General features: G+C 73.2%; 22 protein-coding genes. 6 read left to right on the top strand and 16 right to left on the bottom strand.

Features of this window, described 5'->3' with window-relative positions; genetic code table 11:
• Positions 1-144: 144 nt before the first annotated feature.
• From IE99_RS0107595 to IE99_RS0107620, 6 genes are all read right to left on the bottom strand, one after another.
• Entirely contained in the window at positions 145-1713 is a 1569-nt protein-coding gene (locus tag IE99_RS0107595; RefSeq protein ID WP_030165743.1) for a serine/threonine-protein kinase, read from the bottom strand.
• 195 nt (positions 1714-1908) lie between these two features.
• Positions 1909-3861 (bottom strand): acetoacetate--CoA ligase, encoded by a 1953-nt coding sequence (locus tag IE99_RS0107600; RefSeq protein WP_030165748.1) that lies wholly within the window; start codon positions 3859-3861, stop codon positions 1909-1911.
• 56 nt (positions 3862-3917) lie between these two features.
• The gene (locus IE99_RS0107605; RefSeq protein WP_030165751.1) at positions 3918-4628 is read right to left on the bottom strand and encodes an HAD family hydrolase; all 711 of its coding nucleotides are present in this window, start codon (positions 4626-4628) and stop codon (positions 3918-3920) included.
• Between the two features lie 126 nt (positions 4629-4754).
• Complete coding sequence (gene pruA / locus IE99_RS0107610) at positions 4755-6386, bottom strand: L-glutamate gamma-semialdehyde dehydrogenase (RefSeq protein ID WP_030165753.1); 1632 nt, start codon at positions 6384-6386, stop codon at positions 4755-4757.
• A 130-nt stretch (positions 6387-6516) separates the two neighbouring features.
• On the bottom strand, positions 6517-7023 hold the full coding sequence (locus IE99_RS0107615) for a DUF6912 family protein (RefSeq protein WP_030165756.1): 507 nt from the start codon (positions 7021-7023) through the stop codon (positions 6517-6519).
• Between the two features lie 25 nt (positions 7024-7048).
• Positions 7049-7696: an HAD family hydrolase gene (locus IE99_RS0107620; RefSeq protein ID WP_030165759.1), complete on the bottom strand. Its 648-nt coding sequence runs from the start codon at positions 7694-7696 to the stop codon at positions 7049-7051.
• 62 nt (positions 7697-7758) lie between these two features.
• On the opposite strand from IE99_RS0107620, the gene IE99_RS0107625 reads away from it, so the two are divergent.
• Positions 7759-8955, top strand: coding sequence for an acyl-CoA dehydrogenase family protein (locus IE99_RS0107625; protein ID WP_030165761.1), 1197 nt, complete (start codon positions 7759-7761; stop codon positions 8953-8955).
• An 85-nt stretch (positions 8956-9040) separates the two neighbouring features.
• On the opposite strand, the gene IE99_RS0107630 is transcribed toward IE99_RS0107625, so the two are convergent.
• Positions 9041-9937 carry an N-acetylmuramic acid 6-phosphate etherase gene (locus tag IE99_RS0107630; RefSeq protein ID WP_030165763.1) on the bottom strand — a complete coding sequence of 299 codons (897 nt, stop codon included), beginning with the start codon at positions 9935-9937 and terminating at the stop codon, positions 9041-9043.
• Positions 9934-10878, bottom strand: coding sequence for a MurR/RpiR family transcriptional regulator (locus IE99_RS0107635; RefSeq protein ID WP_030165766.1), 945 nt, complete (start codon positions 10876-10878; stop codon positions 9934-9936). The genes IE99_RS0107630 and IE99_RS0107635 overlap by 4 nt, the downstream gene beginning before the upstream one ends.
• A gap of 61 nt (positions 10879-10939) precedes the next feature.
• Between IE99_RS0107635 and IE99_RS0107640 the strand changes: the two genes are divergently transcribed.
• Positions 10940-12133: an N-acetylglucosamine kinase gene (locus IE99_RS0107640; protein WP_245623096.1), complete on the top strand. Its 1194-nt coding sequence runs from the start codon at positions 10940-10942 to the stop codon at positions 12131-12133.
• A 150-nt stretch (positions 12134-12283) separates the two neighbouring features.
• A complete protein-coding gene (locus IE99_RS0107645) occupies positions 12284-13909 on the top strand; it encodes a glycoside hydrolase family 3 protein (protein ID WP_030165772.1) in 1626 nt (541 codons plus the stop codon).
• On the opposite strand, the gene ptsP is transcribed toward IE99_RS0107645, so the two are convergent.
• From ptsP to nagA, 7 genes are read right to left on the bottom strand one after another with little or no spacing between them, the layout of a single operon-like run.
• The gene (gene ptsP / locus IE99_RS0107650; RefSeq protein ID WP_030165774.1) at positions 13906-15585 is read right to left on the bottom strand and encodes a phosphoenolpyruvate--protein phosphotransferase; all 1680 of its coding nucleotides are present in this window, start codon (positions 15583-15585) and stop codon (positions 13906-13908) included. The genes IE99_RS0107645 and ptsP overlap by 4 nt on opposite strands.
• Positions 15578-15850: an HPr family phosphocarrier protein gene (locus tag IE99_RS0107655; protein ID WP_030165778.1), complete on the bottom strand. Its 273-nt coding sequence runs from the start codon at positions 15848-15850 to the stop codon at positions 15578-15580. Before IE99_RS0107655 ends, ptsP begins: the two co-directional genes overlap by 8 nt.
• Positions 15847-16530 carry an HAD family hydrolase gene (locus IE99_RS0107660; protein ID WP_030165781.1) on the bottom strand — a complete coding sequence of 228 codons (684 nt, stop codon included), beginning with the start codon at positions 16528-16530 and terminating at the stop codon, positions 15847-15849. The genes IE99_RS0107655 and IE99_RS0107660 overlap by 4 nt, the downstream gene beginning before the upstream one ends.
• Positions 16521-16970: a PTS sugar transporter subunit IIA gene (locus IE99_RS0107665; protein ID WP_030165783.1), complete on the bottom strand. Its 450-nt coding sequence runs from the start codon at positions 16968-16970 to the stop codon at positions 16521-16523. The genes IE99_RS0107660 and IE99_RS0107665 overlap by 10 nt, the downstream gene beginning before the upstream one ends.
• A gap of 27 nt (positions 16971-16997) precedes the next feature.
• Positions 16998-17231, bottom strand: a complete 234-nt coding sequence (locus tag IE99_RS0107670; protein ID WP_030165786.1) for a PTS sugar transporter subunit IIB — start codon at positions 17229-17231, stop codon at positions 16998-17000.
• 11 nt (positions 17232-17242) lie between these two features.
• Positions 17243-18283, bottom strand: coding sequence for an SIS domain-containing protein (locus IE99_RS0107675; protein WP_084219348.1), 1041 nt, complete (start codon positions 18281-18283; stop codon positions 17243-17245).
• A complete protein-coding gene (gene nagA, locus IE99_RS0107680) occupies positions 18280-19440 on the bottom strand; it encodes an N-acetylglucosamine-6-phosphate deacetylase (RefSeq protein WP_030165792.1) in 1161 nt (386 codons plus the stop codon). The genes IE99_RS0107675 and nagA overlap by 4 nt, the downstream gene beginning before the upstream one ends.
• A gap of 291 nt (positions 19441-19731) precedes the next feature.
• Here nagA and IE99_RS0107685 point away from each other — a divergent pair, with 291 nt between their 5' ends.
• The 3 genes from IE99_RS0107685 (at position 19732) to IE99_RS0107695 (ending at position 22492) form a co-directional block, all read left to right on the top strand.
• Positions 19732-20472, top strand: a complete 741-nt coding sequence (locus IE99_RS0107685; protein WP_030165795.1) for a GntR family transcriptional regulator — start codon at positions 19732-19734, stop codon at positions 20470-20472.
• A 28-nt stretch (positions 20473-20500) separates the two neighbouring features.
• Complete coding sequence (locus IE99_RS0107690; RefSeq protein ID WP_037558857.1) at positions 20501-21847, top strand: PTS transporter subunit EIIC; 1347 nt, start codon at positions 20501-20503, stop codon at positions 21845-21847.
• 150 nt (positions 21848-21997) lie between these two features.
• Positions 21998-22492, top strand: coding sequence for an Rv3235 family protein (locus IE99_RS0107695; protein ID WP_051712195.1), 495 nt, complete (start codon positions 21998-22000; stop codon positions 22490-22492).
• A gap of 63 nt (positions 22493-22555) precedes the next feature.
• On the opposite strand, the gene secA is transcribed toward IE99_RS0107695, so the two are convergent.
• A complete protein-coding gene (gene secA, locus IE99_RS0107700; RefSeq protein ID WP_030165803.1) occupies positions 22556-25405 on the bottom strand; it encodes a preprotein translocase subunit SecA in 2850 nt (949 codons plus the stop codon).
• Between the last annotated feature and the right edge of the window lie 93 nt (positions 25406-25498).

Below are 25498 nucleotides of genomic sequence, written 5' to 3' on the forward strand. Positions count from 1 at the left end.
GGAAATGCCCCAAAGCCGACCCGGAGGCCGGAGGGTGAACCTGACTTTGCCCAGCGTGCCAGGGTCGCGACCGGGTTCGCCCGATGATCGCCGAACCGCTCGTCAGGCGGGGCCGGGGCGCGCGGTACGGGCGCGGGGGCGCGGCTACCCGCCCGTCCCCGCGTCCCCGGCGGCCGGCGTCGTGGGGGTGCCGCCGGGCGAGGTCGGGGGCGTCGAGCCCGGGGACGAGGGAGTCGGGTCCGGGCCGGGGTCGCTCCGGGACGGGGTGGGCTTCGGTGACGACGGCGACGGCGACGGGCTGGCGCTGGGCGAGGGCGACTCGGTCGGGGACTCGCTCGGCGACGGGGTGGGGGTGTAGGACGTCACGGGCGCCTGCTGGACGGGCCGCGTCCGCCTCGTCGCGGGCGCGGACGTCTCCGGCTCTGCCGTGGCGCCGCCGCTGGGGTCGCTGACGGTCTGCCCCGCCTTGCCCCTGTCGTCCGTGGTCAGCATGAGCACGCCGGAGATCGCCACGACGGCGACCAGCACGGCCGCGGCGGCGGCGAGGACGGCCGGGCTGGCCACGCGGTGCCACAGGGCCGCGGGGCCGCTCGGGGACGCGGCGTCCGGGCCGCCGGGCAGGGTGTTCGCGGCGGCCCATTCGGCGGGGGTCGGCAGCGGCACCGCGCCGCTCGCTTGCGTGACGTCGAGCTCGGCGTCGTCCGGAAGAGCCGGGACGTCCGGGAGGTCCGCGTCCTTCGAGAGACCCGCGCCGTCCGCGGGAGCGGGGCCATCGGGCAGGTCGGGGTCGTCGAGCGCCTCGGCCGCCAGGACGCTGCCGACGGCGAGCATGGCGGTCTCGTCGTGGCCGCCGTCGACGGTGGTCCGCCCGGCGGCCGGCCCGGCCTCGGCGGCGGCCGGCGCCGCCTCCTCATGGCCGAGGAGGCGCATGAGGACCTGCCGGGCGTGCGGCCGGTCCGAGGGCTCCTTGCGCAGGCAGTCGGCGACCAGGGTGCGGAGCGGCCCGTCCATGTCGCCGAGGTCCGGCTCCTCGTGCAGGATCCGGTTGATCACGGCGTGGATGGTGTCCTGCCCGAACGGCGGCTCGCCGGTGGCCGCGAACACGAGCGTCGCGGCCCAGCAGAACACGTCGGCGGAGGTGCCGACGTCCTCGCCGCGGATCTGCTCGGGCGCCATGTAGGACGGGGTGCCGATCACGCGGCTGGTCAGCGTCGTGCCGCCGCCGATCGCGCGCGCCACGCCGAAGTCGATCACGCGCGGGCCGTCCGGGCCGAGCAGGACGTTGTGCGGCTTGAAGTCGCGGTGCACGATGTCGGCCTGGTGGATGGCCGCGAGCGCGGTGGCGGTGCCGACGGCGAGCCGGTCGAGGGCCGCGCCGGTGAGCGGGCCGTCCCCGGTGACCTGCTGGTTCAGGGAGGGGCCCGGCACGTACTCGCTGACGATGTAGGGCCGGTCGCCCTCCACGTCGGCGTCGAGGACCTGGGCGGTGCAGAAGGGGGCGACCTGCTTGGCGACCTCGAGCTCGCGCAGGAAGCGGGCCCGCGCCTTGCCGTCGGACGTGAGGTCGGCGTGCAGCAGCTTGACCGCCGCCCGCCTGCCGTCCCCGTCCTCGCCGAGGAACACCGCGCCCTGACCGCCCTCGCCCACCCTGCCGAGCAGGGTGTACGGGCCGAGCCGTTCCGGATCACCGGAGCGCAGCGCCCCAACCTCCATGCGTGGACCGTCCCTCTCGTACTCGATCCGGCCGAACGGACCACGGGCCGGACGTCACAGGCCAGCGCTCCGCTTGTGTGACGCCCGATACGGGTGATGAGTTCACCGTGTCGGGCAACAATACGGCGGTGTCCGGCCACACGGGGCCGATCGGACACATTCGGGCTGGACAAATATCTTAGTGGGTCAGAAACCTCACACCGTGAAATGCGGCAGGACCTCGGGATTGGCCATCGCGTCCCGGTTCGCGGCCCGGTCGACGGGCGTGCCCTGGAGGATCTTCCGGACGGGCACCTCCAGCTTCTTGCCCGACAGCGTGCGCGGGATCCCGGGGACCTCGCGGATCTCGTCCGGGACGTGCCGGGGCGACAGATCGGCGCGGATCCGCGCCCGCAGCCGGCCCGCCAGGTCGTCCGTCAGCGAGGCGCCCTCGGCGAGCTGGACGTACAGCAGCAGCCGGCCCTCCTCGCCGAGCCGCCCGGTGTCGACGACGAGGCTGTCGGCGATCTCGTCGAACGCCTCGACGACCCGGTAGAAGTCGGACGTCCCCATCCGGACGCCGCCCCGGTTCAGGGTGGAGTCGGAGCGGCCGTAGATCACGCTTCCGCCGTCCGGCAGGATCTTGATCCAGTCGCCGTGCCGCCACACGCCCGGGTACATGCCGAAGTACGACTCGCGGTAGCGGGCGCCGTCCTCGTCGTTCCAGAACCCGACCGGCATGGACGGCATCGGCTCGGTGATCACCAGCTCGCCCACCTCGCCGATCACGGGCGTGCCGTCGTCGCCGAACGCCTCGACCTTCGCGCCGAGCCCCCGGCACTGGATCACGCCGGCGCGCAGCGGCAGCAGCGGGGACGGGCCCACGAACCCGGTGCACAGGTCGGTGCCGCCGGAGAACGAGCCGAGCAGCAGGTCGCGGCCGACGGCGTCGTAGACCCAGGTGAAGCCCTCGGGCGGGAGCGGCGAGCCGGTCGAGCCGATCCCGCGCAGGCCCGAGAGGTCGTGCTCCTCCCCGGGCCGCAGGCCCTGCTTCGCGGAGGCGGTGAGGTAGGGGGCGCCCACGCCGAGGTAGGTGACACCCGTGTCGGCGGCCAGTTTCCACAGGTCGATGGGGGCGCCGTCGTACATGACGATCGTGGTCCCGGCCAGCAGGGCGCCGACCAGGTAGTTCCACATCATCCAGCCGGTGGTGGTGTACCAGAGGAACACGTCGCCCGGCCCCAGGTCCTGGTGGAAGGACAGCGCCTTGAGGTGCTCCAGGACGATCCCGCCGTGCCCGTGCACGATCGGCTTCGGCAGGCCGGTCGTCCCGGACGAGTAGACGACCCAGAGGGGGTGGTCGAACGGGACGTCCTCGAACTCGGGGGTGTCGCAGCCGGAGCGGGGCAGGTCGGCGTAGCGCCTGCCGGCGCGGAGTCCCTCAGGGCTCGCGGCGGGGTCGAGGTAGGGGATCAGGACGGTGGCGTTCAGCCCCGGCAGCGCCGCCTCGATCTCCCGGACGGACTCCATCCGGTCGAACCGCTTGCCGTTGTAGGCGTAGCCGTCCACGGCGATCAGCACCTTCGGCTCGATCTGCGTGAACCGGTCGATGACCGAGGACGACCCGAAGTCGGGTGAGCAGGACGACCAGATCGCGCCGAGCGACGCGGTGGCGAGGAAGCAGATCAGCGCCTCGGGGATGTTCGGGATGTAGGCGGCGACGCGGTCGCCGCGCCCGACGCCGAGGTCGGCGAGGCCCGCGCGGACCTCCGCCACGTGCATCGCGAGCTCGCGGTAGTTGATGATCCGGTGGCCGCCCGCCTCGGAGCGGAACACGACGGCGGTCCGCTCCGGCTCCGTCTCCGCCCAGCGCAGGACGTTCGCCGCGTAGTTGAGGGTGGCTCCGGGGAACCAGCGCAGGCCGTCGACCGGCATGGGGCCGCCCTCGCGCACCGGGCCGGTCCCGCGGTCGCCGACGACCCCGAAGTACTCCCAGATCGCGTCCCAGAACGCGTCGATCTCGGTGACCGACCACCGCCACAGGTCGTCGTAGGACTCCGTCCGGACGCCCCTGCCCTCCAGCCACCGCGCGAACGCCGTCGCGCGCGCGGCGGCGGCGACCTCCTTCGACGGCTCCCACAGCACCGAACCCTCGCCGTCCTGCGGCATGTCCCATCCCTCCCCGCCGCGCGCCGTTGCGCGGCCCTGCTTTCCCTGTCCAGGCTCTAGAGGCGCGTCAGGTCCGCCACCGCGTCCACCACCGCGCGGGTGTCGGCGAGGGTGGCGAGGACCCGGTCGGCGCCCGCGGACCGCAGCTCGGCCTCCGTCGCGCTGCCGGTCGCCACCGCGATGACCGGCGAGCCGGCGATGCGCGCGGCCTGCACGTCGCGGGGCGAGTCGGCGACGTACACGGTCGCCCTCTCCGGGTAGCGGGCGCCGTGCCGCTCGCCGGCCCGGGACCGGGCGAGCTCCAGCAGCGCCGCCTTGCTGTAGACCCCGTCCTCGTACCCGCCCGCGTCCAGGTCAAGATGGTCGGCGAGGCCGAGTTCGGTGATCTTCAGGACGGCGTTCGGGCGGACCGACCCGGTCAGCACCGACTGGACGACCCCCGGCACCCGGGCGAGCGCCTCGACGGCCTCCCGCGCGCCGGCCAGGACGCGGCCGTGCGCCCGCAGGTCCGCGCGGCGGTCCGCGAACGCATCGGTGAGCGCCCGGACGAAGGCGGGCAGGTGGTCGTCGGTGGTGACGACGTCGTTGAACGCCAGCGTCTCGAAGACGATCTCGGACTCGGTGCGGCCGGGGGTCGGCGCGAGCCGCAGGAGCGGCCGTCCGATCGTCCGCTGGAACGCCTCCGCGTACGCGTCCCGGGTGACCCGCCCGACGTCGACCAGGGTGTGATCGATGTTCCACAGCACCAGACGGTTCAGCGTCGACATCCCGTTCCCATGCAGGCTCCGTGGGCGCGCGACGGCGGCGCGCCCGCCCCGCGCCGGAGGCGGGGGCAGGGTTCATCGTCCGCCCTCCCGGCCGGTCTCCGCAACAGCGCTCGTCACGGCGCGGCGTCAGGCGCCCATGTGGGGGTAGCGGTGGTCGACCGGCGGGACGAACGTCTCCTTGATCGACCGGACGCTCGTCCAGCGGAGCAGGTTGTAGACCGAGCCCGCCTTGTCGTTGGTCCCGGACGCGCGGCCGCCGCCGAACGGCTGCTGGCCGACGACGGCGCCGGTCGGCTTGTCGTTGACGTAGAAGTTCCCGGCGGCGAACCTGAGCCGTTCGGCGGCGCGCTCGATCGCGGCCCGGTCGCGCGCGACGACCGCGCCGGTCAGGGCGTACTTCGCGACGCCCTCCAGCTGGTTCAGGACGGCGTCGTAGTCGGCGTCCTCGTAGACGTGGACGCCGAGGATCGGCCCGAAGTACTCGGTCGTGAAGATCTCGTCCTCCGGGTCGGCCGACTCCAGGACGGTCGGCCGGACGAACCAGCCCTCGGAGTCGTCGGCGCCGCCGCCCGCGAGGAGCCGCAGGGAGTCGATGCCGCGGGCGCGCTCGATCGCGGCCCGGTGCTTGGCGAAGGCCCGGTCGTCGATGACGGCGCCCATGAAGAGGGAGAGGTCCTCGGCGACGTCGCCCATGGTGAGGGCCTCGACCTCGTCGCAGAACGGGTCGCGTATCCGGTTCCAGACGGAGCGGGGGATGTAGGCGCGGGACGCGGCCGAGCACTTCTGCCCCTGGTACTCGAACGCGCCCCTGATGAGGATCGTGGTGAGCGCGTCGGGGTCGGCCGAGGGGTGCGCGACGACGAAGTCCTTGCCGCCCGTCTCGCCGACGATCCGGGGGTATCCCGCGTAGGCGCCGATGTTCTCGCCGACCGTCCGCCACAGGTGCTCGAACGTGCCGGTCGAGCCGGTGAAGTGGATCCCGGCCAGCTCGCGGTGCGGCAGGGCGACCTTCGAGACGGCCGTGCCGTCGCCGGTCACCATGTTGATGACGCCGGGCGGAAGGCCGGCCTCCTCCAGCAGCAGCATCGTGTGGTGGGCGGCGAGCTGCTGCGTCGGCGACGGCTTCCACACCACCGTGTTGCCCATCAGCGCGGGCGCGGTCGGGAGGTTGCCGGCGATCGCCGTGAAGTTGAACGGGGTGATCGCGAGGACGAAGCCCTCCAGCGGCCGGTGGTCCATGCGGTTCCACACGCCCGGCGACGAGTTCGGCTGCACCTGGAGGATCCGCCGCGCGAAGTCCGGGTTGAACCGCCAGAAGTCGATCAGCTCGCAGGCGGCGTCGATCTCGGCCTGCTGCACCGACTTCGACTGGCCGAGGATCGTCGCGGCGTTCAGCGTGGCCCGCCACGGCCCGGCGAGCAGCTCGGCGGCGCGCAGGAGGATCGCGGCCCGGTCGTCGGGCGACATCGCCCGCCAGCCGGGCGCCGCCTCCCGCGCCGCCGCGATCGCCTCCGCCACGTCCGCCTCGGTGGCGTTGCCCATCCGGCCGAGCAGGTGCGAGCGGCGGTGCGGCTGGACGACGTCGATGGGCTCGCCCCCGCCGAGCTTCCGGCGGCCCCCGATCGTCATCGTCAGCTCGGTCCGCGCGCCGCCGAGCTCCTTGATCTTCGCCTCCAGGGCGGCCCGTTCGGCGCTGCCCGGCGCGTGGCCCATGACCGGTTCGTTCACGGGCTCGGGGACGGTGGTGACGGCGTCCATCTGCTGGCTCCCTGCACTCTGCGACAACGCTGTCGGCGTGCGGGGACCTACCCGGCGGCCCTTCCCCTGATGCCGCGGGACGGCGCATTCGGTCGGCGCCTTGAGAAGGCGCGGAACGAAGAGCGCGGGGTCAGAGGAGGTCGGCGAGTTCCTGCGTCGCGTACCAGAGGAGTTCGTGCCCCTCGGCGCCGTCCACGGTGAACCGCGCGTCGTCGTCGCCCGCGCCGGCCGCGGGGAGCGCCTCCACGGCGGCGGCGACGTCGGGCTCGGCGCCGGGGTCGTCGACGTGGCCGGACGCGATCGCCGTCCAGGCGACGGGCGCGGTGACCTCCACCAGGGCGCGGTCGTCGCCGGCGAGGGCTGCGTGCCCGGACGCCCACGCGACGGCCTTGTCGGGGACCTCGGCGGCCAGCACGACGCGGCGGCGGGGCGCGCCGGGGTCGTCGGCGAGCAGCCGCAGCGCCGCGCGGGCGGCGGCGGTCATCGCCGCGTACTCCAGCTCCTCCTCGTCACCGCCCGCGTACCATTCGCGCAGCGCGGGGGTGACCGCGTAGGCGGCGAGCGGCGCGGGGCCGATCTCGCGGGCGGCGTGGACGGCGGCGAGCCGGCTGAGCGTGGCGGGCAGGTAGACGCGCATGACGGTCAGCCAGTCTGCCAGACCGTCAGGGCAGGAGGTCCATTCCGCGCAGCTCGGCGATGGTGGTGTCGGCCGCGGTGTGGTGCAGCCCGCGGATGCCGAGCGCCTCGGCGGCGCGCACGTTGTGCTCGATGTCGTCGATGAACACGCACTCGTGCGGGTCGAGGGCGAGCAGCTCGAGGGCATGCCGGAAGATCCGCTCGTCCGGCTTGCGCATGCCGACCTCCGCCGAGATCACGACCGCGTCGAAGAGGTCGGCGAACAGGTCGCGGGGGTAGTCGTTGCCCCACGAGTTGGACAGCAGCGCGGTCTTCGTCCCGGCGGCGCGGGCCGCGCGGAGCGCCTCGTACATGGGCTCGACGGGGGAGAACGCGCCGAACATGCGGGCGATCAGCCCGGTGGCGCCGACGGGGCCGCCGTCCACGGTGCGCAGTTCGGCGGCGAGGAGGAGCTCGAACTCCTCGGTGCTGAGCGTCCCGTCCTCCAGGCCGTGGATGGGGTTGGTCCCGTCTCCGTCGTAGGCCTGCTCGACCCAGCGGCGCATGACGTTCTTGTACCCCGCGACGTCGATGCGGTCGGCGGCGAGCCAGACGGCGATGGCGTCCCTCAGCGGGGAGGTGAGGACGCCGCCCCAGTCGGTGATCACAGCCTTGACATTCCGCGGGACCGTCATGCGGGGAATGGTAGGCGATCCCCGTCCCGATAACCGAATCCCGTTCTGCCAGACTGGCCGCCATGGACTTCGAACTCAGCCCGAAAGCCCGCGAGTACCAGGAGCGCCTGCAGGAGTTCATGGACGGGTACGTGTACCCCGCCGAACCGGTCTACGCGGCCTGGCGGGCCGAGAACGACCCCCACGCGCTCCCCCCGATCGTCGAGGAGCTCAAGGCGGAGGCCCGCGCGCGCGGGCTGTGGAACCTGTTCCTCCCGGACATCTCCGGCCTGTCGAACCTCGAGTACGCGACCCTCGCCGAGCTGACGGGCCGCTCCCCCGACCTCGCTCCGGAGGCGGTCAACTGCGCCGCGCCCGACACGGGGAACATGGAGGTCCTCCACATGTTCGGGACGGACGAGCAGAAGAAGCGGTGGCTCGAGCCCCTGCTGAACGGCGAGATCCGCTCCGCGTTCGCCATGACGGAGCCCGACGTCGCCTCGTCGGACGCCACGAACATCACGACCTCGATCGTCCGGGACGGCGACGACTACGTGATCAACGGCCGGAAGTGGTGGATCACCGGCGCCGCCGACGAGCGCTGCAAGATCTTCATCGTCATGGGCAAGACCGACCCGGACGCCGAGCCCCACCGCCGCCAGTCGCAGATCCTCGTCCCGCGCGACACCCCCGGGCTGACGATCGTCCGGCACCTGCCCGTCTTCGGCCGCCAGGACCAGCACGGCCACTCCGAGCTGCGGTTCGAGGACGTCCGGGTGCCCGCGTCCAACCTGATCGCCCAGGAGGGCGACGGGTTCATGATCGCCCAGGCGCGGCTCGGCCCCGGCCGCATCCACCACTGCATGCGCGCCCTCGGCATGGCGGAGCGCGCGCTGGAGCTGATGTGCACGCGGGCCCTGTCCCGCGAGGCGTTCGGCGGCCCGCTCGCCCGGCAGGGCGTCGTCCGGCAGCAGATCGCCGAGTCCCGCATGGCGATCGAGCAGGCCCGCCTGCTCACGCTGAAGACCGCCTGGCTGATCGACCGGCACGGCGCCAAGGGCGCCCGCTCCGAGATCGCCGCCATCAAGGTGATCGTCCCGCGCGTCGCCCACGAGGTGCTCGACCGCGCCATCCAGGTCCACGGCGGCGCGGGCGTCTCCGACGACACGCCGCTAGCCGCGATGTACACCTGGGTCCGCGCCATGCGCCTCTTCGACGGCCCCGACGAGGTCCACGTCCGGACCGTCGCCCAGCAGGAGCTCCGCCGCCACGGAGGCTGAGCCGCCGCCGGGAGGCCGAACCGGGCACTCGTGATCATGCGATCGGGGCCGCGATCGCATGATCACGCGGTTCGGGCCGATCCCGTCAGGCCGATCTCAGCCGCTGGAGGGCCTCCCGCACCCCGCCGCCGGTCTCCTGGAGCACCGTCGTGGCGCGGGCGGCCGGCACCTCGCCGAGCAGGGACACCAGGGCCACCCTGGTGTTCCCGCCCGCCTCGGACAGCGCGTTCTCGCAGGTGCGGGAGTCCATGCCCGTCGCCTCCGTGAGGATGCGGACGAGCCGGGCGCGCAGCTTCGAGTTCAGCGCGTTCACGCTCACCATGAGGTTCGAATAGGTCCGTCCCATCCGGATCATGAGGGTGGTGGAGAACGAGTTCAGCACCAGCTTCGTCGCCGTGCCCGCCTTCATCCGGGTCGAGCCGCTGATCACCTCCGGGCCGGTGGCCAGGCCGATGTGCACGTCCACCTCGTCCCCGTACGGGGTCCCCGGGTTGCAGCTGATCAGCGCGGTGCGCGCCCCCGCCGCGGCGGACGCGCGCAGCGCCCCCAGCACGTACGGGGTGCGCCCGCTCGCCGCGATCCCGACCGCGATGTCGCCGGCCTGGACCTCGGCCGCGTCCCGCGTTCCCAGCTCCGCGTCGTCCTCGACGTCCGAGATCGCCTGGGACAGGGCGCCCGGCCCGCCCGCGTGGTGCGCGACGACCCGGCCCCAGATCCCGAACGTCGGCGGCAGCTCGGCGGCGTCGATCACCCCGAGCCGGCCGGACGTGCCGGCCCCGAAGTAGTGCACCCGCCCGCCGGCCCGCAGCGAGGCGACCGCCAGGTCCACCAGCCGGGCCACCTCGGGCAGCACGGCGGCCACCACGCGCGGCACGGTGGCGTCCTCGGTGTTGATCAGGCGCAGCACCTCCAGGGTCGGCAGCGTGTCGACATCGAGGGTGCGCGGGTTGCGTCCCTCGGTGGGAAGCTCGCAATCGATCACCGACGCCTCCGGTCGGGTCGCACGGTCCGGCCGCGGACCGCCTCGAACGTGGCCTCCAGGGCCTTGCGGGTCGGACCGTAGGTCCGCTGCGCCACCCCCACGAACAGGCAGTCCACGACCGTGAGCTGCGCCAGCCGGCTGGCGGTGGCGCCGGACCGGAAGGTCGTCTCCCGGGCCGCGGTCGTGAGGATCAGGTCGGCCACCTCCGCGATGGGCGATCGGGGGAAGTTGGTGAGCGCCACGGTGGTCACCCCGTTGCCCTTGGCGACCTCCAGCGCGTCGATGGTCTCCATCGTCGAGCCCGTGTGCGAGATGCCGAGCGCCACGTCCCCGGGCCGGAGGACGGCCGCGCTCGTCAGCATGATGTGAGCGTCGGACCAGGCCGAGCAGACCTGCCCGATCCGGTGCAGCTTCTGCTGGAAGTCGGCCGCGACGAACGCGCTCGCGCCGACGCCGTAGACGTCGACCCGCTCCGCCGCGACGACGGCGTCGACGACCTGCTCGAGCATCTTGATGTCGAGCTGGGCCGCGGTCTCCTCCACGGCGCGGGCGTCGGCGAAGGTCACCTTCTCCACGATCTGCTCGAGTGAGTCGTCGGGACTGATGTCGCTGCCGATGACCCGGCCGCCGGTGGCGCTCTGGGCGCGCCCGGCCTCGGTGGCGAGGGTCAGCCGCAGCTCTGGATAACCATGGAACCCGATGGCCCGGCAGAACCTGATGACGGTGGTCTCGGAGGTGCCGCAGTTCTGCGCGAGTTCGGTGATGGTGGAGTTCGCGACCCCCTCGGGGTCGTCGATGACGCGTTGAGCGACTCGTCGCTCGGCCGGGGGCAGCGAGGGGAGAAGCGAGCGCACCCGGACCACGGTGCTCAGCGGGGTGTGGTCCCTCGGCGCGCCCGGCTCCCCTGCGCCCCCTGACTCGGGGTCGATGGGTTTCCTCATGGAAGAAAGTTTCTTACTGGCAGGATGTCACGTCAACGGTAGAAAAGGCTACGGTCGCCATGTGTTGACCCATTTGGCCGGTCCTTACGTGGTCGGTATCGACGCGGGTGGCACGAAGACCCGCTGCGTCGTGCTGACGCTCGGTGGCGCCCTGGCCGGTTCCGGCACCGGCCCCGGGGCCAATCCCAACTCCGGCGGCGACACCGCGGGCGCGCTGGCCACCGCCCTCGTGGAGGCGCTCGGGGACCTGGACCGCTCCCGCGTCCTCGCCGGCGTCTTCGGTATCGCGGGGGCCGGCTCCGCCGGCCGGCCCGCCGCCGTCGCCGCCGCCCGCAGGGCCTGGCAGGGCGCCGGGCTGCGGGGCTCCCCCGCCGTCGTGACCGACATCGCGGTGGCGTTCGCCGCCGGGACCCCCGAGCCCCAGGGCATCGTGGTGTTCTCCGGCACGGGCGCCGGCGCGGCCGTCATCAGCGACGGGGCGATCGTCCAGCGCGCCGACGGCTACGGCTGGCTCGTCGGGGACGAGGGTTCGGCGGTGTGGCTCGGCCGGGAGGCCGTCCGGGCGGCGCTCGCCGCCTACGACGGCCGCGGCTCCCCCACCCTGCTCACCGACTCCGTCCCCCGCGCGCTCCTCGGCCCCGCCGTCGTCGCGGAACTGGACGGCGCCCGGCGCCGCCCCCGCCGCCGCACCCACGCCCTCGCCGGGGCGCCGCCGCCCCGGGCGCAGGCGGAGGTGTCCCGGGGCCCGGGGCAGCCCAGGGCGCCCTCCGGGACACCGCGGACGCTGTCGCCCGTCACCGCCCACCACGGCGGGGGCACCGCCGTCCTGATCCCCGCGTCCCCGCACGCCCCGCCGGGGCACCCCGGCCATCCGGAGATGTCCGGGACGCCGCCGAATCCGCAGCTCGCGCAGGCCATCATCAAGGAGGTCTACGGCCGGCCGCCCGCCGCCCTCGGCCGCCTCGGCCCCGTTGTCGCCGCGGCGGCGACCGCCGGGGACCCCGTGGCCCGCCGCATCACCGAAGAGGCCGCCGAGTGGCTGCTCCGCGACGTGGACGCGGTGCGGCCCGCCCTCGCGGACCCGTGCGCTCCCGTCGTCATGCACGGTTCGGTCCTGCGCGAGGGCCCGGTGGCGGACGCCGTCCGCACCGGGCTCAGCGACCGCTTCCCCGCTCCCCCGCGCAGCGCCGGAGACGGCGCCGTGGGCGCGGCGGAGCTCGCCCTCCGCCGCCTGGGCCACCCGCTTCCCGGCTGACCCGAACCCCCTCGACCGCTTCGGCGGCGTCCCTCGCGCATCAGCGGTGATGCGCGAGGGACGGGTGGGGCGCGGCGGTTCGACAGGTGGGCGGGAAGCGGTTACGGTCACGAACGGATAACGACGACCGAGGCCGGAGGGCTGGTCAGAATGCGTCCTTCACGTCCGCTCGCGGCCGCGGCGGTGCTCGCCCTCTCGGCGGGGGGCTGCGGCGGCGGCGAGGGCCGGGGCGGTACGGCGGCGCCCACGTCCAGGACGCCCGGCGCCCGGACGGTGTCGGCGAGCCCGTCCTGGATCCCGGCGCACGTCGCGAGGATGAGCGCGGCCGAGAAGGTCGGCCAGCTGTTCGTCCCGACGTTCTCCGGCCGCGCCGACGCGCTCGCGAAGATCCGCCGCTACCACGTCGGTGGTTTCGTCCATTTCGCCGGGAACATGAGCACCCCGGCGAAGAACGCGGCGCTGTCGAACGCGCTGCAGAAGGCGTCGAAGGTTCCCCTCCTCCTGGACGTGGACGAGGAGAACGGCGTCGTGACGCGCACCCCGTACCTCACCCGCCTGCCCGGCAACATGGCGCTCGGCGCGACGCGGCGTCCGGCCGACGTCCGCGCGGCCGCCCGCGTCACCGCCGCCGAACTCCGGGCGATCGGGATCAACCGGAACTACGCGCCCGTCGCCGACGTCAATGTGAACCCGCGCAACCCGGTCATCGGGGCGCGCTCCTTCGGTTCCGACCCCGCCCAGGTGTCGACCCTGCTCACCGCCGCCGTCGCCGGGATCCAGGAAGCACGGATCGCCGCCACCGCCAAGCACTTCCCCGGCCACGGCGACACCGCCGTCGACAGCCACACCGGCCTCCCCGTCATCACCCACTCGCGGGCGATGTGGGAGCGGCTCGACGCGCCCCCGTTCAAGGCCGCGATCGCCGCCGGGGTCGACTCGATCATGACCGCGCACATCGTGGTCCCGAAGCTGGACGCCTCGGGCGACCCGTCCACGCTGTCGAAGACCGTCCTGACCGGGCTGCTCCGGCAGCGGCTCGGCTTCCAGGGCGTGATCATCACCGACTCCCTGCAGATGGCGGGCGTCCGCAAGAAGTACAGCGACGCGGTCGTGCCCGTCCGCGCGATCAACGCGGGCGCCGACCAGCTGCTGATGCCCCCGAGCCTGCCGAAGGCGTACCGGGCGGTCCTCGCGGCCGTCCGCTCCGGCGTGATCCCGCAGCGGCGCCTGGACGACGCCGTCACCCGCATCCTCCGCCTCAAGGAGCGCCGCGGCCTGTTCCAGGGCACCGCCGTGGACCCGGCCAAGGCGGCGTCCGCCATCGACACGCCCGCCCACCGGGCGATCGCCCGCCAGGTCGCCGAACACGCCACCACCCTCGTCCGCAACCAGGGCGGAATCCTCCCCCTCAAGGGCAGGAAGGTCAGCGTCAGCGGCTCGCGGAGCGCCGCCCTGGCCGCCGCCCTCCGCCGCCAGGGCGTCCGGACGACCTCCAGGTCGAAGGCCGACGTCCACGTGCTGACCACCCACGACGCGGGAGCGGCGACCGCGTCGAGGATCCGCGCCCTGGGGCCGAAACCGGTCGTGGTGGCGGCCCTGGGCCGCCCCTACGACCTGAACTCGGCGGGAAGGGCGGCGGCCGCCCTCGCCACGTACTCCTCGAGCGCGGCCTCGGTCGCCGCCCTGGCCAGGGTGCTGGCCGGCACCCTGAACCCCACCGGCCGCCTCCCGGTCCCGGCCGCGGGCAAGCCCGTCGGCCACGGTCTCCGCTACTAGAGACCGAGGGTGTGCAGGGCGGGAAGGTGCCGCCGTGCCGCCTCGCGCGCCTCCGCGGCGGTCCGGGCCGATCTCGCGGCGGCCGCCGCGGCCTGGCACTGGGCGAGGGTGTGGTGGGCCAGAGCCGTCCTGACCAGGGGGAGGGACGGGGCGCTCATCGACAGGGAGGTCACTCCCAGGCCGACGAGGACGCAGGCCAGCGCGGGGTCTCCGGCCGCCTCGCCGCAGACCCCGCACGGGACTCCGGCGTCGGCGGCGGGCGCGATCAGGTCGAGGAGGGCGGGCCGCCACGGGTCCTGGAGGGCGGCCAGGGCGCCGATCTGCCGGTCGGCGGCGCAGGCGTACTGGGCGAGGTCGTTGGTGCCGATGCTGAAGAACTCGACCTCGGACGCGAGGTCGCGGGCGCGGAGCGCGGCGGCCGGGACCTCGATCATGACGCCGGGGTGTTCGAGGCCCGCGTCGCGGCAGGCGGCGGCGAAATAGGCGGTGTCATCGGCGTCCGTCACCATCGGGGCCATGACCTGGAGCTTCGCGGTCAGCCCGGCGGCGGCTCGGGCGAGTGCCGCGAGCTGGGCCGCCAGGACGTCCGGATGGCGGCGCATCATCCGCAGACCGCGCTCGCCCAGCGCCGGGTTCGGTTCCTCGCCGGGGGGCGGGAGGAACGCCAGGGGTTTGTCGGCGCCCGCGTCGAGCGTGCGGACGACGACCCGTCCCTGCGGGAACGCCTCCAGGACCGCCCGGTACGCCTCCTCCTGCTCGGCGGGGTCCGGGGGCGCCGATCGGTCGAGGAAGAGGAACTCGGTGCGGTACAGGCCGACGCCCTCGGCCCCGTTGGCGAGGGCCGCGTCGAGGTCCTTCGGGCCGCCGATGTTCGCGAGCAGCGGGACGGGGTGGCCGTCCCGGGTCGCACCGGGGCCGACGGCGTCCTCCAGCGCGGCGGCACGGGCGGCGGCGGCCGCGCGGGCGGCGGCCACCTCCTCGTCGGACGGGTCGACCCGCACCGTCCCGGCGGCGCCGTCCACGAGGACGCGGGTGCCGTCGGCGAGGGACGTGGCGCCGCGCAGCGCCACCACCGCGGGGACGCCGAGGGTCCGCGCGATGATCGCGGTGTGGCTGGTGGGGCCGCCCTCCTCGGTGACGAACGCGACCACCCGCGCGGGGTCGAGGACGGCCGTGTCGGCGGGCGCGAGGTCGCGCGCCACCAGGACGAACGGCTCGTCCGACTCCGGCACGCCCGGCATCGGGAGGCCGAGCAGCCGGGCGACCGCCCGGTCCCGGATGTCGTCGAGGTCGCGGACGCGCGCGGCGAGGTACTCCCCCGCGCCCGCCAGCAGTTCCCGGTACACGCCGAACGCCTCGTACACGGCGCGGGCGGCGGTCGCGCCGGCGGCGGTGCGCTCGCGGACGCCGTCGGCGAGGCTCGGGTCGCGGGCCATCATCGCCTGCGCGACGAGGACGTCGCGGCCGTCCTGGTTCCCCGCCGCGGCGGCGCGCTCGGCGCGCGCCTCCAGGTCGGCGGCGACGTCCTCCAGCGCGGCGAGCGCGGTGTCGCGTTCGGTCTCGCTGTCGCCGGCGGCGGTCCCGGCGGGCGGCTCGGGGATCTCCCCCGCGACCGTCCGCACCGTCCCGGCGCCGACTCCCGGGCTGACGCCGGTGCCCCGGAGCGGCTCAGGCACCTTCGGGCTCCGGCGTGGACAGCAGTTCCTCCAGGCTGTCGAGCAGCTGCTCCGCGTCCTTCCCGTCGGCGGTGATCGTGACCTCCTCGCCGTGCCGGGCGTCCATGGCGAGCACCGCGAGGATGCTCTTGGCGTTCACCGGCCGCCCGCCGCGCTTGGCGACGGTGACGTCCCCCGGCGCCTTCGCCGCGGTCTGGACGAACAGCGCGGCGGGCCGCGCGTGCAGGCCCACCTTCGACTCGATCCTGACGCTGCGCTCGCTCACGGTCTCTCCTTCCCGGCGCCGCGCACCCTCAGCGCGGGCCCCGGCTCGACGTTCACTCGATCGAGGTCGGCCACCACGTGGTCGGCCTCGGCCAGCGCCCCCACCGGCTGCGTGGTGGTGACGCCGACACAGGTCATGCCCGCCGCCTTGACGGCCGCGACGCCCGCCGGGGCGTCCTCGAAACCGACGGCGGCGGCGGGCGGGACGTTCAGATGGCTCGCCGCGGCGAGGTACCCCTCCGGGTGCGGTTTGCCGGTGACGACGTCCCCGGCGGTGACCACGATGTCCAGGAGGTCGCGGATGCCGAGCGCGCCCAGCAGCCCTTCCGCGTAGGGGCGCTGCCCGGACGTGACGACGGCGAGCGGCACGCCCGCACGGGCGAGCGACCGGACCAGGTCCACCGCACCCGGGACGGGCGCGGGGGCGGGCAGATCCGGCAGCGCCTCGTAGGAGACCACCTGCTCGAACAGCTCCTCGACGGGCCGGCCGGGGAACAGATGCGCGACCTCGGCGAGCACCTCCCGGCCCCGGCGGCCCGCGAACGAGGTGAGCAGTTCGTCGTCGTGCGGGGCGCCGTGCTCCTCGAACAGCTGCCGCCACATCAGCTTGCTGCGGGGCTCGGTGTCGATGAGCGTGCCGTCCAGGTCGAAGACGGCGGCGCGCAGCGCGATCAGTCCCATGTGAACAGTTCGTCGCCCGCGCCGACCTCGCCAGACTCCAGGACGTCGGTCAGCGCGCCGTCGCCCGCGTCCAGCGCGACGACCGCGCAGATCGGGGAGCGGCCGCCCGACTCGATCTCCGCCGGGTTCCAGCCGACGACCGGGTCGCCGGCCGCGACCTCGTCGCCCTCGGCGGCGAGCAGCTCGAACCCGGCGCCCTTCAGCTTCACGGTGTCGATGCCGAGGTGCACGAGGACGCCGTGCCCCTCCGCGTCCACGACGACGTAGGCGTGCGGGTGCAGCTTGACGATGCGGCCGCTGACCGGCGCGATCGCCCGGCCGGGGGCGCGCCGGGGGTCGACCGCGGTGCCGGGGCCGACCATGGCCTGGGCGAACACCGGGTCGGGGACTCCCGCGAGGCCGACCACGCGGCCCGCGACGGGGGAAAGTACACGCGTCATGGGGAGGCTCCTGATCTCTGGGGGGCGTCAGTCGAGGATGTCCTCGATGTCGCTGGCGATCGTGTCGGCCTCGGGCCCCACGACGACCTGGACGACGGTGCCGCTGCGCATGACGCCGAAGGCCCCCGCCCTCTTCAGCGCCGCCTCGTCCACCTTGCCGGCGTCGGACACCTCGGTGCGCAGCCGCGTGGCGCAGGGCTCGATCTCGACGATGTTGTCGGCGCCGCCGAGCGCGGCGACGATGGCCTCGGCCTTGTCCATGCTTCCCTCTCTCAGTCGGTCTGGGTGACCTTGTTGAGGCCGCGCGGGACGTCGGGGTCGATCCCGAGCCGGCGGGCCAGGTTCTCGACCAGGATCTGGCCGGGGACGATGAGGCCGAGCGGGGCCGTCCACTCGGGCAGCACCGGGCCGGGGAGCGCGGCGGAGCACGCGCCGGCGAGCCCGCCGCCCCCGCCCACGCCGTACGCCTGCGCCCCCGCCGACCGGACGCGCTCGGCCAGCGCGATCGTGCCGGGCAGCGTCGGGCCGGAGTCGGCGGCGATGAGCAGCGCCGGGGTCTGCGCGTCGACGACCGCGATGGGGCCGTGCAGCAGGTCGGCGTAGGACAGGCCCATGGCGTGCAGGTAGCACGCCTCCTTGATCTTGAGGGCGAGTTCCAGCGCGGTGCCGAACGCGAGGCCCCGCCCCGACACGACCGCGCCCGGCACCCGCGCCAGCGCTTCGACGATCTCGCCGAGCGCCGGGGACGCCTCGGTCGCCTCGATCAGCCGCGCCACCTCGTCCGGAACCCGGTTCAGGTCATCGGCGTCGACCTGCGCGCCGAGCCCGAGGCCGAGCACCGACAGGGCGGCGAGCTGGGTGGTGTAGGTCTTGGTCGCCGGGACGGCCAGCTCGTCACCCGCGCGGGTGATCAGCGCGACCTCGGCGGCCTCCGCCAGCGGGGACCCCTCGCCGTTGGTCACGGCGACCGTGCGGGCGCCGCAGGACGCCGCCCAGTCGAGCGTCTCGACGATCTCCTCGGTCTTGCCGGACTGGCTGATCGCCACGGCCAGCACGCCCGACAGGTCGAGCCGCCGCCGGTAGGCGGTCGCGATCGACGGCGCGGCGGGCGTGCCGAGCCGGCCCGCCCGCGACTCGACGAGGTAGCGGCCGTAGACGGCGGCGTTGTCGGACGAGCCGCGCGCGATGAACAGCACCTGGCGGGTCTCCCGGGCCAGTGCCGCGATGCCGGCGGCGGCGGGCCGCAGCGCGTCGATCGTCCGGCGCAGCGCGTCCGGCTGCTCGCCGATCTCGGCGCGCATTCGACTCGTCATGGTGCTCCTCCGAAGGCTTCCTGCCCGTTGATCCATGTCGTACGCGCCCGGTGGTCCGGGCCGAGCCACACCAGGTCGGCGGCGGCGCCGGGGGCGATGCGGCCGAGATCCGGCCGGCCGGCGAGCCCGGCGGGGACGCGGGTCGCCGCGTCCACGGCGGCGGCGGTGCCGACGCCGAGGCCGATCGCGTTCGCGACGGCGTCGTCGAGGCGCAGCCCGGATCCGGCGAGGGTGCCGTCGGCGCGCAGCGGCGGGCCCTCCTCGGGCATCGTGATCGGCTCGCCGCCGAGGTCGTAGGTGCCGGGCGGCATCCCGGCGGACGCGGCCGCGTCGGTCACGAGGACGACCCGTCCGGCGGCGGCCCGGAACACCAGGCGCGCGATCTCGGGCGCGACGTGGTGCAGGTCGAGGATGAGGCCGGGGTGCAGCCGCGGGTCGATGAGCGCCTGGGTCGCGACACCCGGGTCGCGGTGGTCGATCCCGCTCTGGGCGTTGAAGATGTGGGTGACCTTGCGGGCGCCCGCGTCGGCCGCGGCGGCGGTCTGCGCGGCGGTCGCGTCGCTGTGCCCCACGCTGACCAGGACGCCCGCGGCGGTCAGGGTGCGGATCGCCTCCAGCGCGCCCTCCCGTTCGGGGGCGAGGGTGACGAGCTTGACCAGGCCGGTCTCCAGCAGCGTCGCGATCGCGTCCGGCGCCGGGTCGGTGAGGTGGGCGGGGTTGTGCGCGCCCTTGCGCCTCGCGGAGAGGAACGGGCCTTCGAGGTGGACGCCGAGGACGCGCGTGCCGTGCGGCAGGCCGGGCAGCAGGTCGCGGGTGCGCCGCAGGGCCTCGGCCTGGACGGCGACGGGCGCGGTGATGAACGTCGGCAGGAAGGACGTCACGCCGGTCTCGGGCAGCCGGGAGACCACGGTGTGCCAGCCGGCCTCGTCGGCGTCGACCATGTCGTAGCCGTAGAAGCCGTTGACCTGGAGGTCGACGAACCCGGGCGCGAGCAGGCCGTCCGGCAGGTCGACGTCGGGAGTGCCCGGCGGGCGTCCCTCGCCGGCCTCGGTGATCACTCCGTCCTCGATGCGGACGAATCCCGGGGACACGACGCGGGTAGGACCGTCCCCGGGGGTAATGATCATGCGCTGGGCGCCGATCAGTGATGCTGCCATGTCTGCGCACTCTCTGTGACGAGCCGTGACGGCTACTGGTCTAGTCCGGACTAGACCAGTACGCACCCTACTCCACGGAACGCCCGCAGATGAAGACACCGGCCCGAACTCGTCCGGGAACGGGCCGCCTCGATGAGGGAGGTCCGACCTGGGAAATTCTCCGGTTCAAGGCCCGTCGGGACGTGATCCGGTCGTTATCGCCGGGTGCATTGACACATCTTTCGGCCCTGTGGTCTAGTCCGGCCTAGACCAGTCCGCGCACGCGACGACCCGGGCATCGAGGACACCTCCGTGACCAGCATCGATCCGCACAGCCCCGTACCGAAGTACTTCCAGCTCCGCGCCATCCTCCTCGACCTGATCGAGAACGCGGAGCTGCCGGTGGACGCCCCCATCCCGTCCGAACGGGAACTGTGCGCCCGCTACGGCCTCTCCCGCATGACCGTCCGGCAGGGGGTCGACCAGCTCGTCACGGAGGGGCGCCTCTACCGCGTCCCCGGCAAGGGCACCTTCGTCGCCCGGCCCAAGATCGAGATGCCGCTGCGGCTCGTCTCGTTCACCGAGGACATGCTGAGCCGCGGCCTGCGCCCCGGCGCCGTCGTCCTCGACCGCCGGACGATGCCGGCCGACGCCCACCTCGCCCGGGTCTTCGGCGTCGAGCCCGGCACCGCACTGCACGTCATCGAGCGCCTCCGCACCGCCGACGGCGAGCCGATGGCCCTCGAACGCGCCCACATCCTCGCCTCCCTCGCCCCCGACCTGCTCGACCGCCGGCTCGCCGACCGCTCCCTCTACGGCGTCCTCGAAGCCGTGTACGGGCTCGTCTTCGACGCCGGCGACCAGACCATCGACGCCACCCTCGCCGACGCCACCGACGCCCGGCACCTCAAGATCGCCCGGGGCAGCGCCGTCCTGCTGCTCCAGCGCCGCTCCTACACGGGCGGCGTCTGCGCCGAACTCGGAGTGTCCACGTACCGCGCGGATCGCTACCAGATCCACACGGCCCTCGGACATCCCCCTTCCCACCCCTGAAACACCCCCATGTAAGGAGGACCTTCCGATGACCACCGCAACCGTGGACAAGGCACCACGCCGAGGGTCCAGCGCCCTCGCGGTGCTGCAACGGATCGGCCGCAGCCTCATGCTGCCGATCGCCGTCCTGCCCGCCGCGGCGCTGCTGCTGCGCTTCGGCCAGGCCGACATGCTCGGCGCCGACGGCCTCGGCTGGAACCGCGTGGCCGAGATCGTCGGCGGCGCCGGCCAAGCCCTGTTCGGCTACCTGCCGCTGCTGTTCGCCGTCGGCGTCGCGATCGGCTTCGCCAAGAAGTCGGACGGCTCCACCGCCCTCGCCGCCGTCGTCGGCTACCTGGTCTACGACCAGGTCTCCAAGATCATGTTCTCGCACAGCGACGAGCTCAAGGGCAACGTCCTCATCACCAAGATGGTGGACGGCGCACCCAAGGAGGTCATCGACTTCGGCGCGAAGAACCCCACCGACGTCCTCGGCGGCATCCTCATCGGAGTCGTCACCGCCCTGCTCTACCAGCGCTTCTACCGGGTGAAGCTGCCCACCTACCTCGCCTTCTTCGGCGGGCGCCGGTTCGTCCCGATCATCACCGCCGTCGCCGCCCTCGCCCTCGGCGTCGCCATCGGCTTCATCTGGCCCGTCCTCGGCAACTGGCTCACCGACTTCGGCAACTGGCTCACCGGCGCGGGCGCCGCCGGCGCCGGCATCTACGGTGTCATCAACCGCCTCCTCCTGCCGTTCGGCCTGCACCACATCCCGAACTCCCTCATCTGGTTCGTGTTCGGCACCTACCAGGGCCCGGACGGCACCGTCCACGGCGAGATCAACCGCTACCTCGCGGGCGACCCCGACGCGGGCGGCTTCCTCGCCGGGTTCTTCCCCGTCCTCATGTTCGGCCTGCCCGGCGCGGCCCTCGCCATCTGGCGCGCCGCGCCCCCGCACCGCCGCCCCGCCGTCGGCGGCATCATGATCTCCGCCGGGCTCACCGCGTTCGTCACCGGTGTCACCGAGCCCATCGAATTCGCCTTCATGTTCGTCGCGCCCGTCCTGTACGCGGTGCACGTCGTCCTCACCGGCATCTCGATGGCCATCCTGGAGGCCGCCGGCGCCCAGCTCGGCTTCGGCTTCTCCGCCGGCCTCATCGACCTGCTGCTGAACGCCCGCAAGGACAACACCGAACAGCTCTGGCTCATCCTCGGCATGGGCGTCCTGTACTTCTTCATCTACTACTTCGTGTTCAAGTTCCTCATCGTGAAGTTCAACTTCGCGACACCGGGACGCGAACCCGAAGGGGAGGACTCGGTCGCCGCCGACCCGGCCGCCGACCCCGAACTCGCGTCCGGCAAGGCGAAGCCGGAACCCCGCGAATCCACCGGCTGACCGCCGGACCCGCCCACGGCGGCGGGGCGCCCGACCGGCGCCCTGCCGCCTTTTCGCGCATCAACGAGAACGGTGTGGCCCGATGCGGCCACCTGTGTATTTCTCGGGCTCCCTGCGCCTCTTGTCTCCAGACACCCAAGGGAGACCCGAATGCGCCCACACGCCCGCTTCGCCCCGCCCCCGCCCATCGACGGCGCACTGGCCCTCACACAGCCGCCCCCGCCGCCCCGCCCCCGGCTCCGCCTCGTCCGGCCCGCCGAGGCCCCGGACGCCTCCGCGCCCACCACCGCCGCCATCCGCCTGATCATCGAGGTGATCTCCGGAGCCTGCCCTCCGCACCGGCTGGCACGGCTGGCCACACCCAAGGTCCTGCGCCACCTCGAATCGGCCCGCTCCGCCCCGCGCGGACGCACGGCGCGGGCGGCCGCGCCCGGACCGGCCTCACCCCACGGACGGACGGCACCACCGGAACACCGGGTCGTCCCGCCCCGCGTGCTGGCGGAGTGGGCGCAGATGCCCGCCGACGGCGTGGCGGAGGCGGGGGCCGTCGTGGTCGTCGGCGGGCGCGTCCACGCCCTGGCCTTACGGATGGAGCTGCTGCGGGGCCGATGGCGGTGCACCGCGCTGGAGACCACCGCCGGGTAACACCGAAGCGGCCTCCCGGAGAACCCGGGAGGCCGCTTCCACCACGCTTCGTCCGCTACGGCCCTACTTGTTGCGCGGGTCGCCGTGGCAGCGCTTGAACTTCTTGCCCGAACCGCACGGGCACGGGTCGTTCCTGCTCACCCCGGCGTACGCGTCGTCGGTCTCCTCGGTGTGGTGCTCCACACCGCCCTCACCGTCGACGGTCGGAGCCGAGTAGTCCAGCTTCTTCGGACGGGACGGCTTCTCCAGGCCCTTCGCGTGGATCGTCGGAGACTCCTCCGCCTCCTCCACCTCGCCGGCCTCCTCATCGGACGGGGCCGACTTGGCGACCGACACCGGCTTGGCGCCGACCGCCGGAGCCTCCGGCTGCTCCTCCACCTCGACCTCGAGGTTGAAGAGGTAGCCGACCGACTCCTCCTTGATGCCGTCCAGCATCGCGTTGAACATGTCGTAGCCCTCGCGCTGGTACTCGACCAGCGGGTCGCGCTGCGCCATGGCGCGCAGGCCGATGCCCTCCTGGAGGTAGTCCATCTCGTAGAGGTGCTCGCGCCACTTGCGGTCGAGGACCGACAGGACGACGCGGCGCTCCAGCTCCCGCATCACCTCGGCGCCGAGCTCCTCCTCGCGCTTGTCGTAGGCCGCCTGCGCGTCCTCGCGGATCTTCTCCGCGAGGGTCTCGGCGTCCAGGCCGGAGATGTCCCCGCCGACGTCCTCGATCAGCCCGTCCACCGTGAGCGAGATCGGGTAGAGCTGCTTGAACGCCTTCCAGAGCTTGGCGAGGTCCCACTCCTCGGCGAAGCCCTCGCCGGTGGCGCCCGCGACATAGCCCCCGACGACCTCGTCGATCATCCGGCGGACCTGCTCGTGCAGGTCCTCGCCCTCCAGCACCTTGCGGCGCTCGGCGTAGATGACCTTGCGCTGCCGGTTCAGGACCTCGTCGTACTTCAAGACGTTCTTGCGCATCTCGAAGTTCTGCTGCTCGACCTGGCTCTGCGCCGACTTGATCGCGTTGGAAACGATCTTCGACTCGATCGGGACGTCGTCCGGGATGTTCAGCCGCGTCATGATCGCTTCGACCCGGGCGGAGTTGAACAGCCGCATCAGGTCGTCCTCGAGCGAGAGGTAGAACCGCGACTCGCCCGGGTCGCCCTGCCGGCCGGACCGGCCGCGCAGCTGGTTGTCGATGCGCCGCGACTCGTGCCGCTCCGTCGCGAGGACGTACAGGCCGCCGAGCTCGACGACCTCCTCGTGCTCGCCCTTCACGGCCTCCTTGGCCTTGTCGAGCGCCTCCGGCCACGCCGACTCGTACTCATCCGGCGTCTCCAGCGGCGACAGGCCGCGCTGGTGCAGCTCCAGGTCGGCGCGGAAGTCGGGGTTGCCGCCGAGCATGATGTCGGTGCCGCGGCCCGCCATGTTCGTCGCGACGGTGACGCCGCCCTTGCGGCCCGCCTCCGCGACGATCGCGGACTCCTGCTCGTGGTTCTTCGCGTTCAGCACCTGGTGCGGGATGCCGCGCCGCTTGAGCATCTTGCTCAGCCGCTCCGACTTCTCCACCGACGTGGTGCCGACGAGGACCGGCTGCCCGTTCTCGTGCCGCTCGGCGATGTCGTCGACGACGGCCTCGAACTTGGCCTGCTCGGTCTTGTAGACGACGTCCGCCACGTCCTTGCGGACCATCGGCTTGTTCGTCGGGATCGGGACGACGCCGATCTTGTAGGTCTTGTTGAACTCCGCCGCCTCGGTCTCGGCCGTGCCGGTCATGCCGGACAGCTTGTTGTAGAGGCGGAAGTAGTTCTGGAGGGTGATGGTGGCGAGCGTCTGGTTCTCGTCCTTGATCGCCACCCCCTCCTTGGCCTCGATGGCCTGGTGCATGCCCTCGTTGTAGCGGCGGCCGTGCAGGATGCGGCCCGTGAACTCGTCGACGATCAGGACCTCGCCGTTCATGACGACGTAGTCCTTGTCCTTCTTGTAGAGCTCCTTGGCCTTGAGGGCGTTGTTGAGGAAGCTGACGAGCGGCGTGTTGACCGAGTCGTACAGGTTGTCGATGCCGAGCCAGTCCTCGACCTTCTCGACGCCCGCCTCGGTGATGCCGACCGTGCGCTTCTTCTCGTTGACCTCGTAGTCGCCGGGGCCGTACTCGTCCACCTGGCCGGCGGTGCTGATCAGCTCCGCCCGCTTCAGCCGCGGGACGATCTTCGCGAACTCCCCGTACCACTTGGAGTTCTGCTCCGCCGGGCCCGAGATGATCAGCGGCGTCCGGGCCTCGTCGATGAGGATCGAGTCGACCTCGTCCACGATCGCGAAGTTGTGGCCCCGCTGGACGCACTCCTCCAGACTCCAGGCCATGTTGTCGCGCAGGTAGTCGAACCCGAACTCGTTGTTCGTCCCGTAGGTGATGTCGGCGTTGTAGGCGGCGCGGCGCTCGTCCGGGGTCATCTGCGGGAGGATGACGCCCACCTCGAGACCGAGGAACTGGTGCACGCGGCCCATCCACTCGGCGTCGCGCTTGGCCAGGTAGTCGTTCACCGTGACCACGTGGACGCCGTCGCCGGACAGCGCGTTCAGATAGGCGGGAAGCACGCAGGTCAGGGTCTTGCCCTCACCCGTCTTCATCTCCGCGATGTTGCCGAGGTGCAGGGCCGCGCCGCCCATGATCTGGACGTCGTAGTGGCGCTGCCCCAGCACGCGCTTCGCGGCCTCGCGGGCGGTCGCGAACGCCTCGGGGAGCAGGTCGTCCAGGGACTCGCCGTCGGCGATGCGCTCCCGGTACTTGTCGGTCAGCTCGCGCAACTCGGCGTCGCTCATCTCGAGGAAGTCTTCCTCGATCGAGTTGACCTGATCCGCGAGCTTCTTGAGCTTGCGCAGGGTTTTTCCCTCGCCCGCACGAAGGATCTTGTCGATGACTGGCGGCACTCTCGAAGGCTCCTTGCAGATCGTGGTCAACCGCTCCCGGCGGCACGCACACCACTCGTACGATGCCTATCGTAGGCGCATCCCAGGATGGTC

The organism is Spirillospora albida, from assembly GCF_000718255.1.
GTDB lineage: Bacteria > Actinomycetota > Actinomycetes > Streptosporangiales > Streptosporangiaceae > Spirillospora > Spirillospora albida.

What these genes read in the sequence shown, in the direction of transcription:
- pruA (WP_030165753.1), bottom strand. Translation starts at nt 6,386, where the DNA reads ATGGACGCCGTCACCACCGTCCCCGAGCCCGTGAACGAACCGGTCATG.
- IE99_RS0107605 (WP_030165751.1), bottom strand. Translation starts at nt 4,628, where the DNA reads ATGTCGACGCTGAACCGTCTGGTGCTGTGGAACATCGATCACACCCTG.
- IE99_RS0107635 (WP_030165766.1), bottom strand. Translation starts at nt 10,878, where the DNA reads ATGAGGAAACCCATCGACCCCGAGTCAGGGGGCGCAGGGGAGCCGGGC.
- IE99_RS0107645 (WP_030165772.1), top strand. Translation starts at nt 12,284, where the DNA reads ATGCGTCCTTCACGTCCGCTCGCGGCCGCGGCGGTGCTCGCCCTCTCG.
- nagA (WP_030165792.1), bottom strand. Translation starts at nt 19,440, where the DNA reads ATGGCAGCATCACTGATCGGCGCCCAGCGCATGATCATTACCCCCGGG.
- IE99_RS0107615 (WP_030165756.1), bottom strand. Translation starts at nt 7,023, where the DNA reads ATGCGCGTCTACCTGCCCGCCACGCTCAGCCGGCTCGCCGCCGTCCAC.
- IE99_RS0107595 (WP_030165743.1), bottom strand. Translation starts at nt 1,713, where the DNA reads ATGGAGGTTGGGGCGCTGCGCTCCGGTGATCCGGAACGGCTCGGCCCG.
- IE99_RS0107620 (WP_030165759.1), bottom strand. Translation starts at nt 7,696, where the DNA reads ATGACGGTCCCGCGGAATGTCAAGGCTGTGATCACCGACTGGGGCGGC.
- IE99_RS0107660 (WP_030165781.1), bottom strand. Translation starts at nt 16,530, where the DNA reads ATGGGACTGATCGCGCTGCGCGCCGCCGTCTTCGACCTGGACGGCACG.
- IE99_RS0107675 (WP_084219348.1), bottom strand. Translation starts at nt 18,283, where the DNA reads ATGACGAGTCGAATGCGCGCCGAGATCGGCGAGCAGCCGGACGCGCTG.
- IE99_RS0107670 (WP_030165786.1), bottom strand. Translation starts at nt 17,231, where the DNA reads ATGGACAAGGCCGAGGCCATCGTCGCCGCGCTCGGCGGCGCCGACAAC.
- IE99_RS0107695 (WP_051712195.1), top strand. Translation starts at nt 21,998, where the DNA reads ATGCGCCCACACGCCCGCTTCGCCCCGCCCCCGCCCATCGACGGCGCA.
- IE99_RS0107665 (WP_030165783.1), bottom strand. Translation starts at nt 16,970, where the DNA reads ATGACGCGTGTACTTTCCCCCGTCGCGGGCCGCGTGGTCGGCCTCGCG.
- IE99_RS0107625 (WP_030165761.1), top strand. Translation starts at nt 7,759, where the DNA reads ATGGACTTCGAACTCAGCCCGAAAGCCCGCGAGTACCAGGAGCGCCTG.
- IE99_RS0107600 (WP_030165748.1), bottom strand. Translation starts at nt 3,861, where the DNA reads ATGCCGCAGGACGGCGAGGGTTCGGTGCTGTGGGAGCCGTCGAAGGAG.
- IE99_RS0107690 (WP_037558857.1), top strand. Translation starts at nt 20,501, where the DNA reads ATGACCACCGCAACCGTGGACAAGGCACCACGCCGAGGGTCCAGCGCC.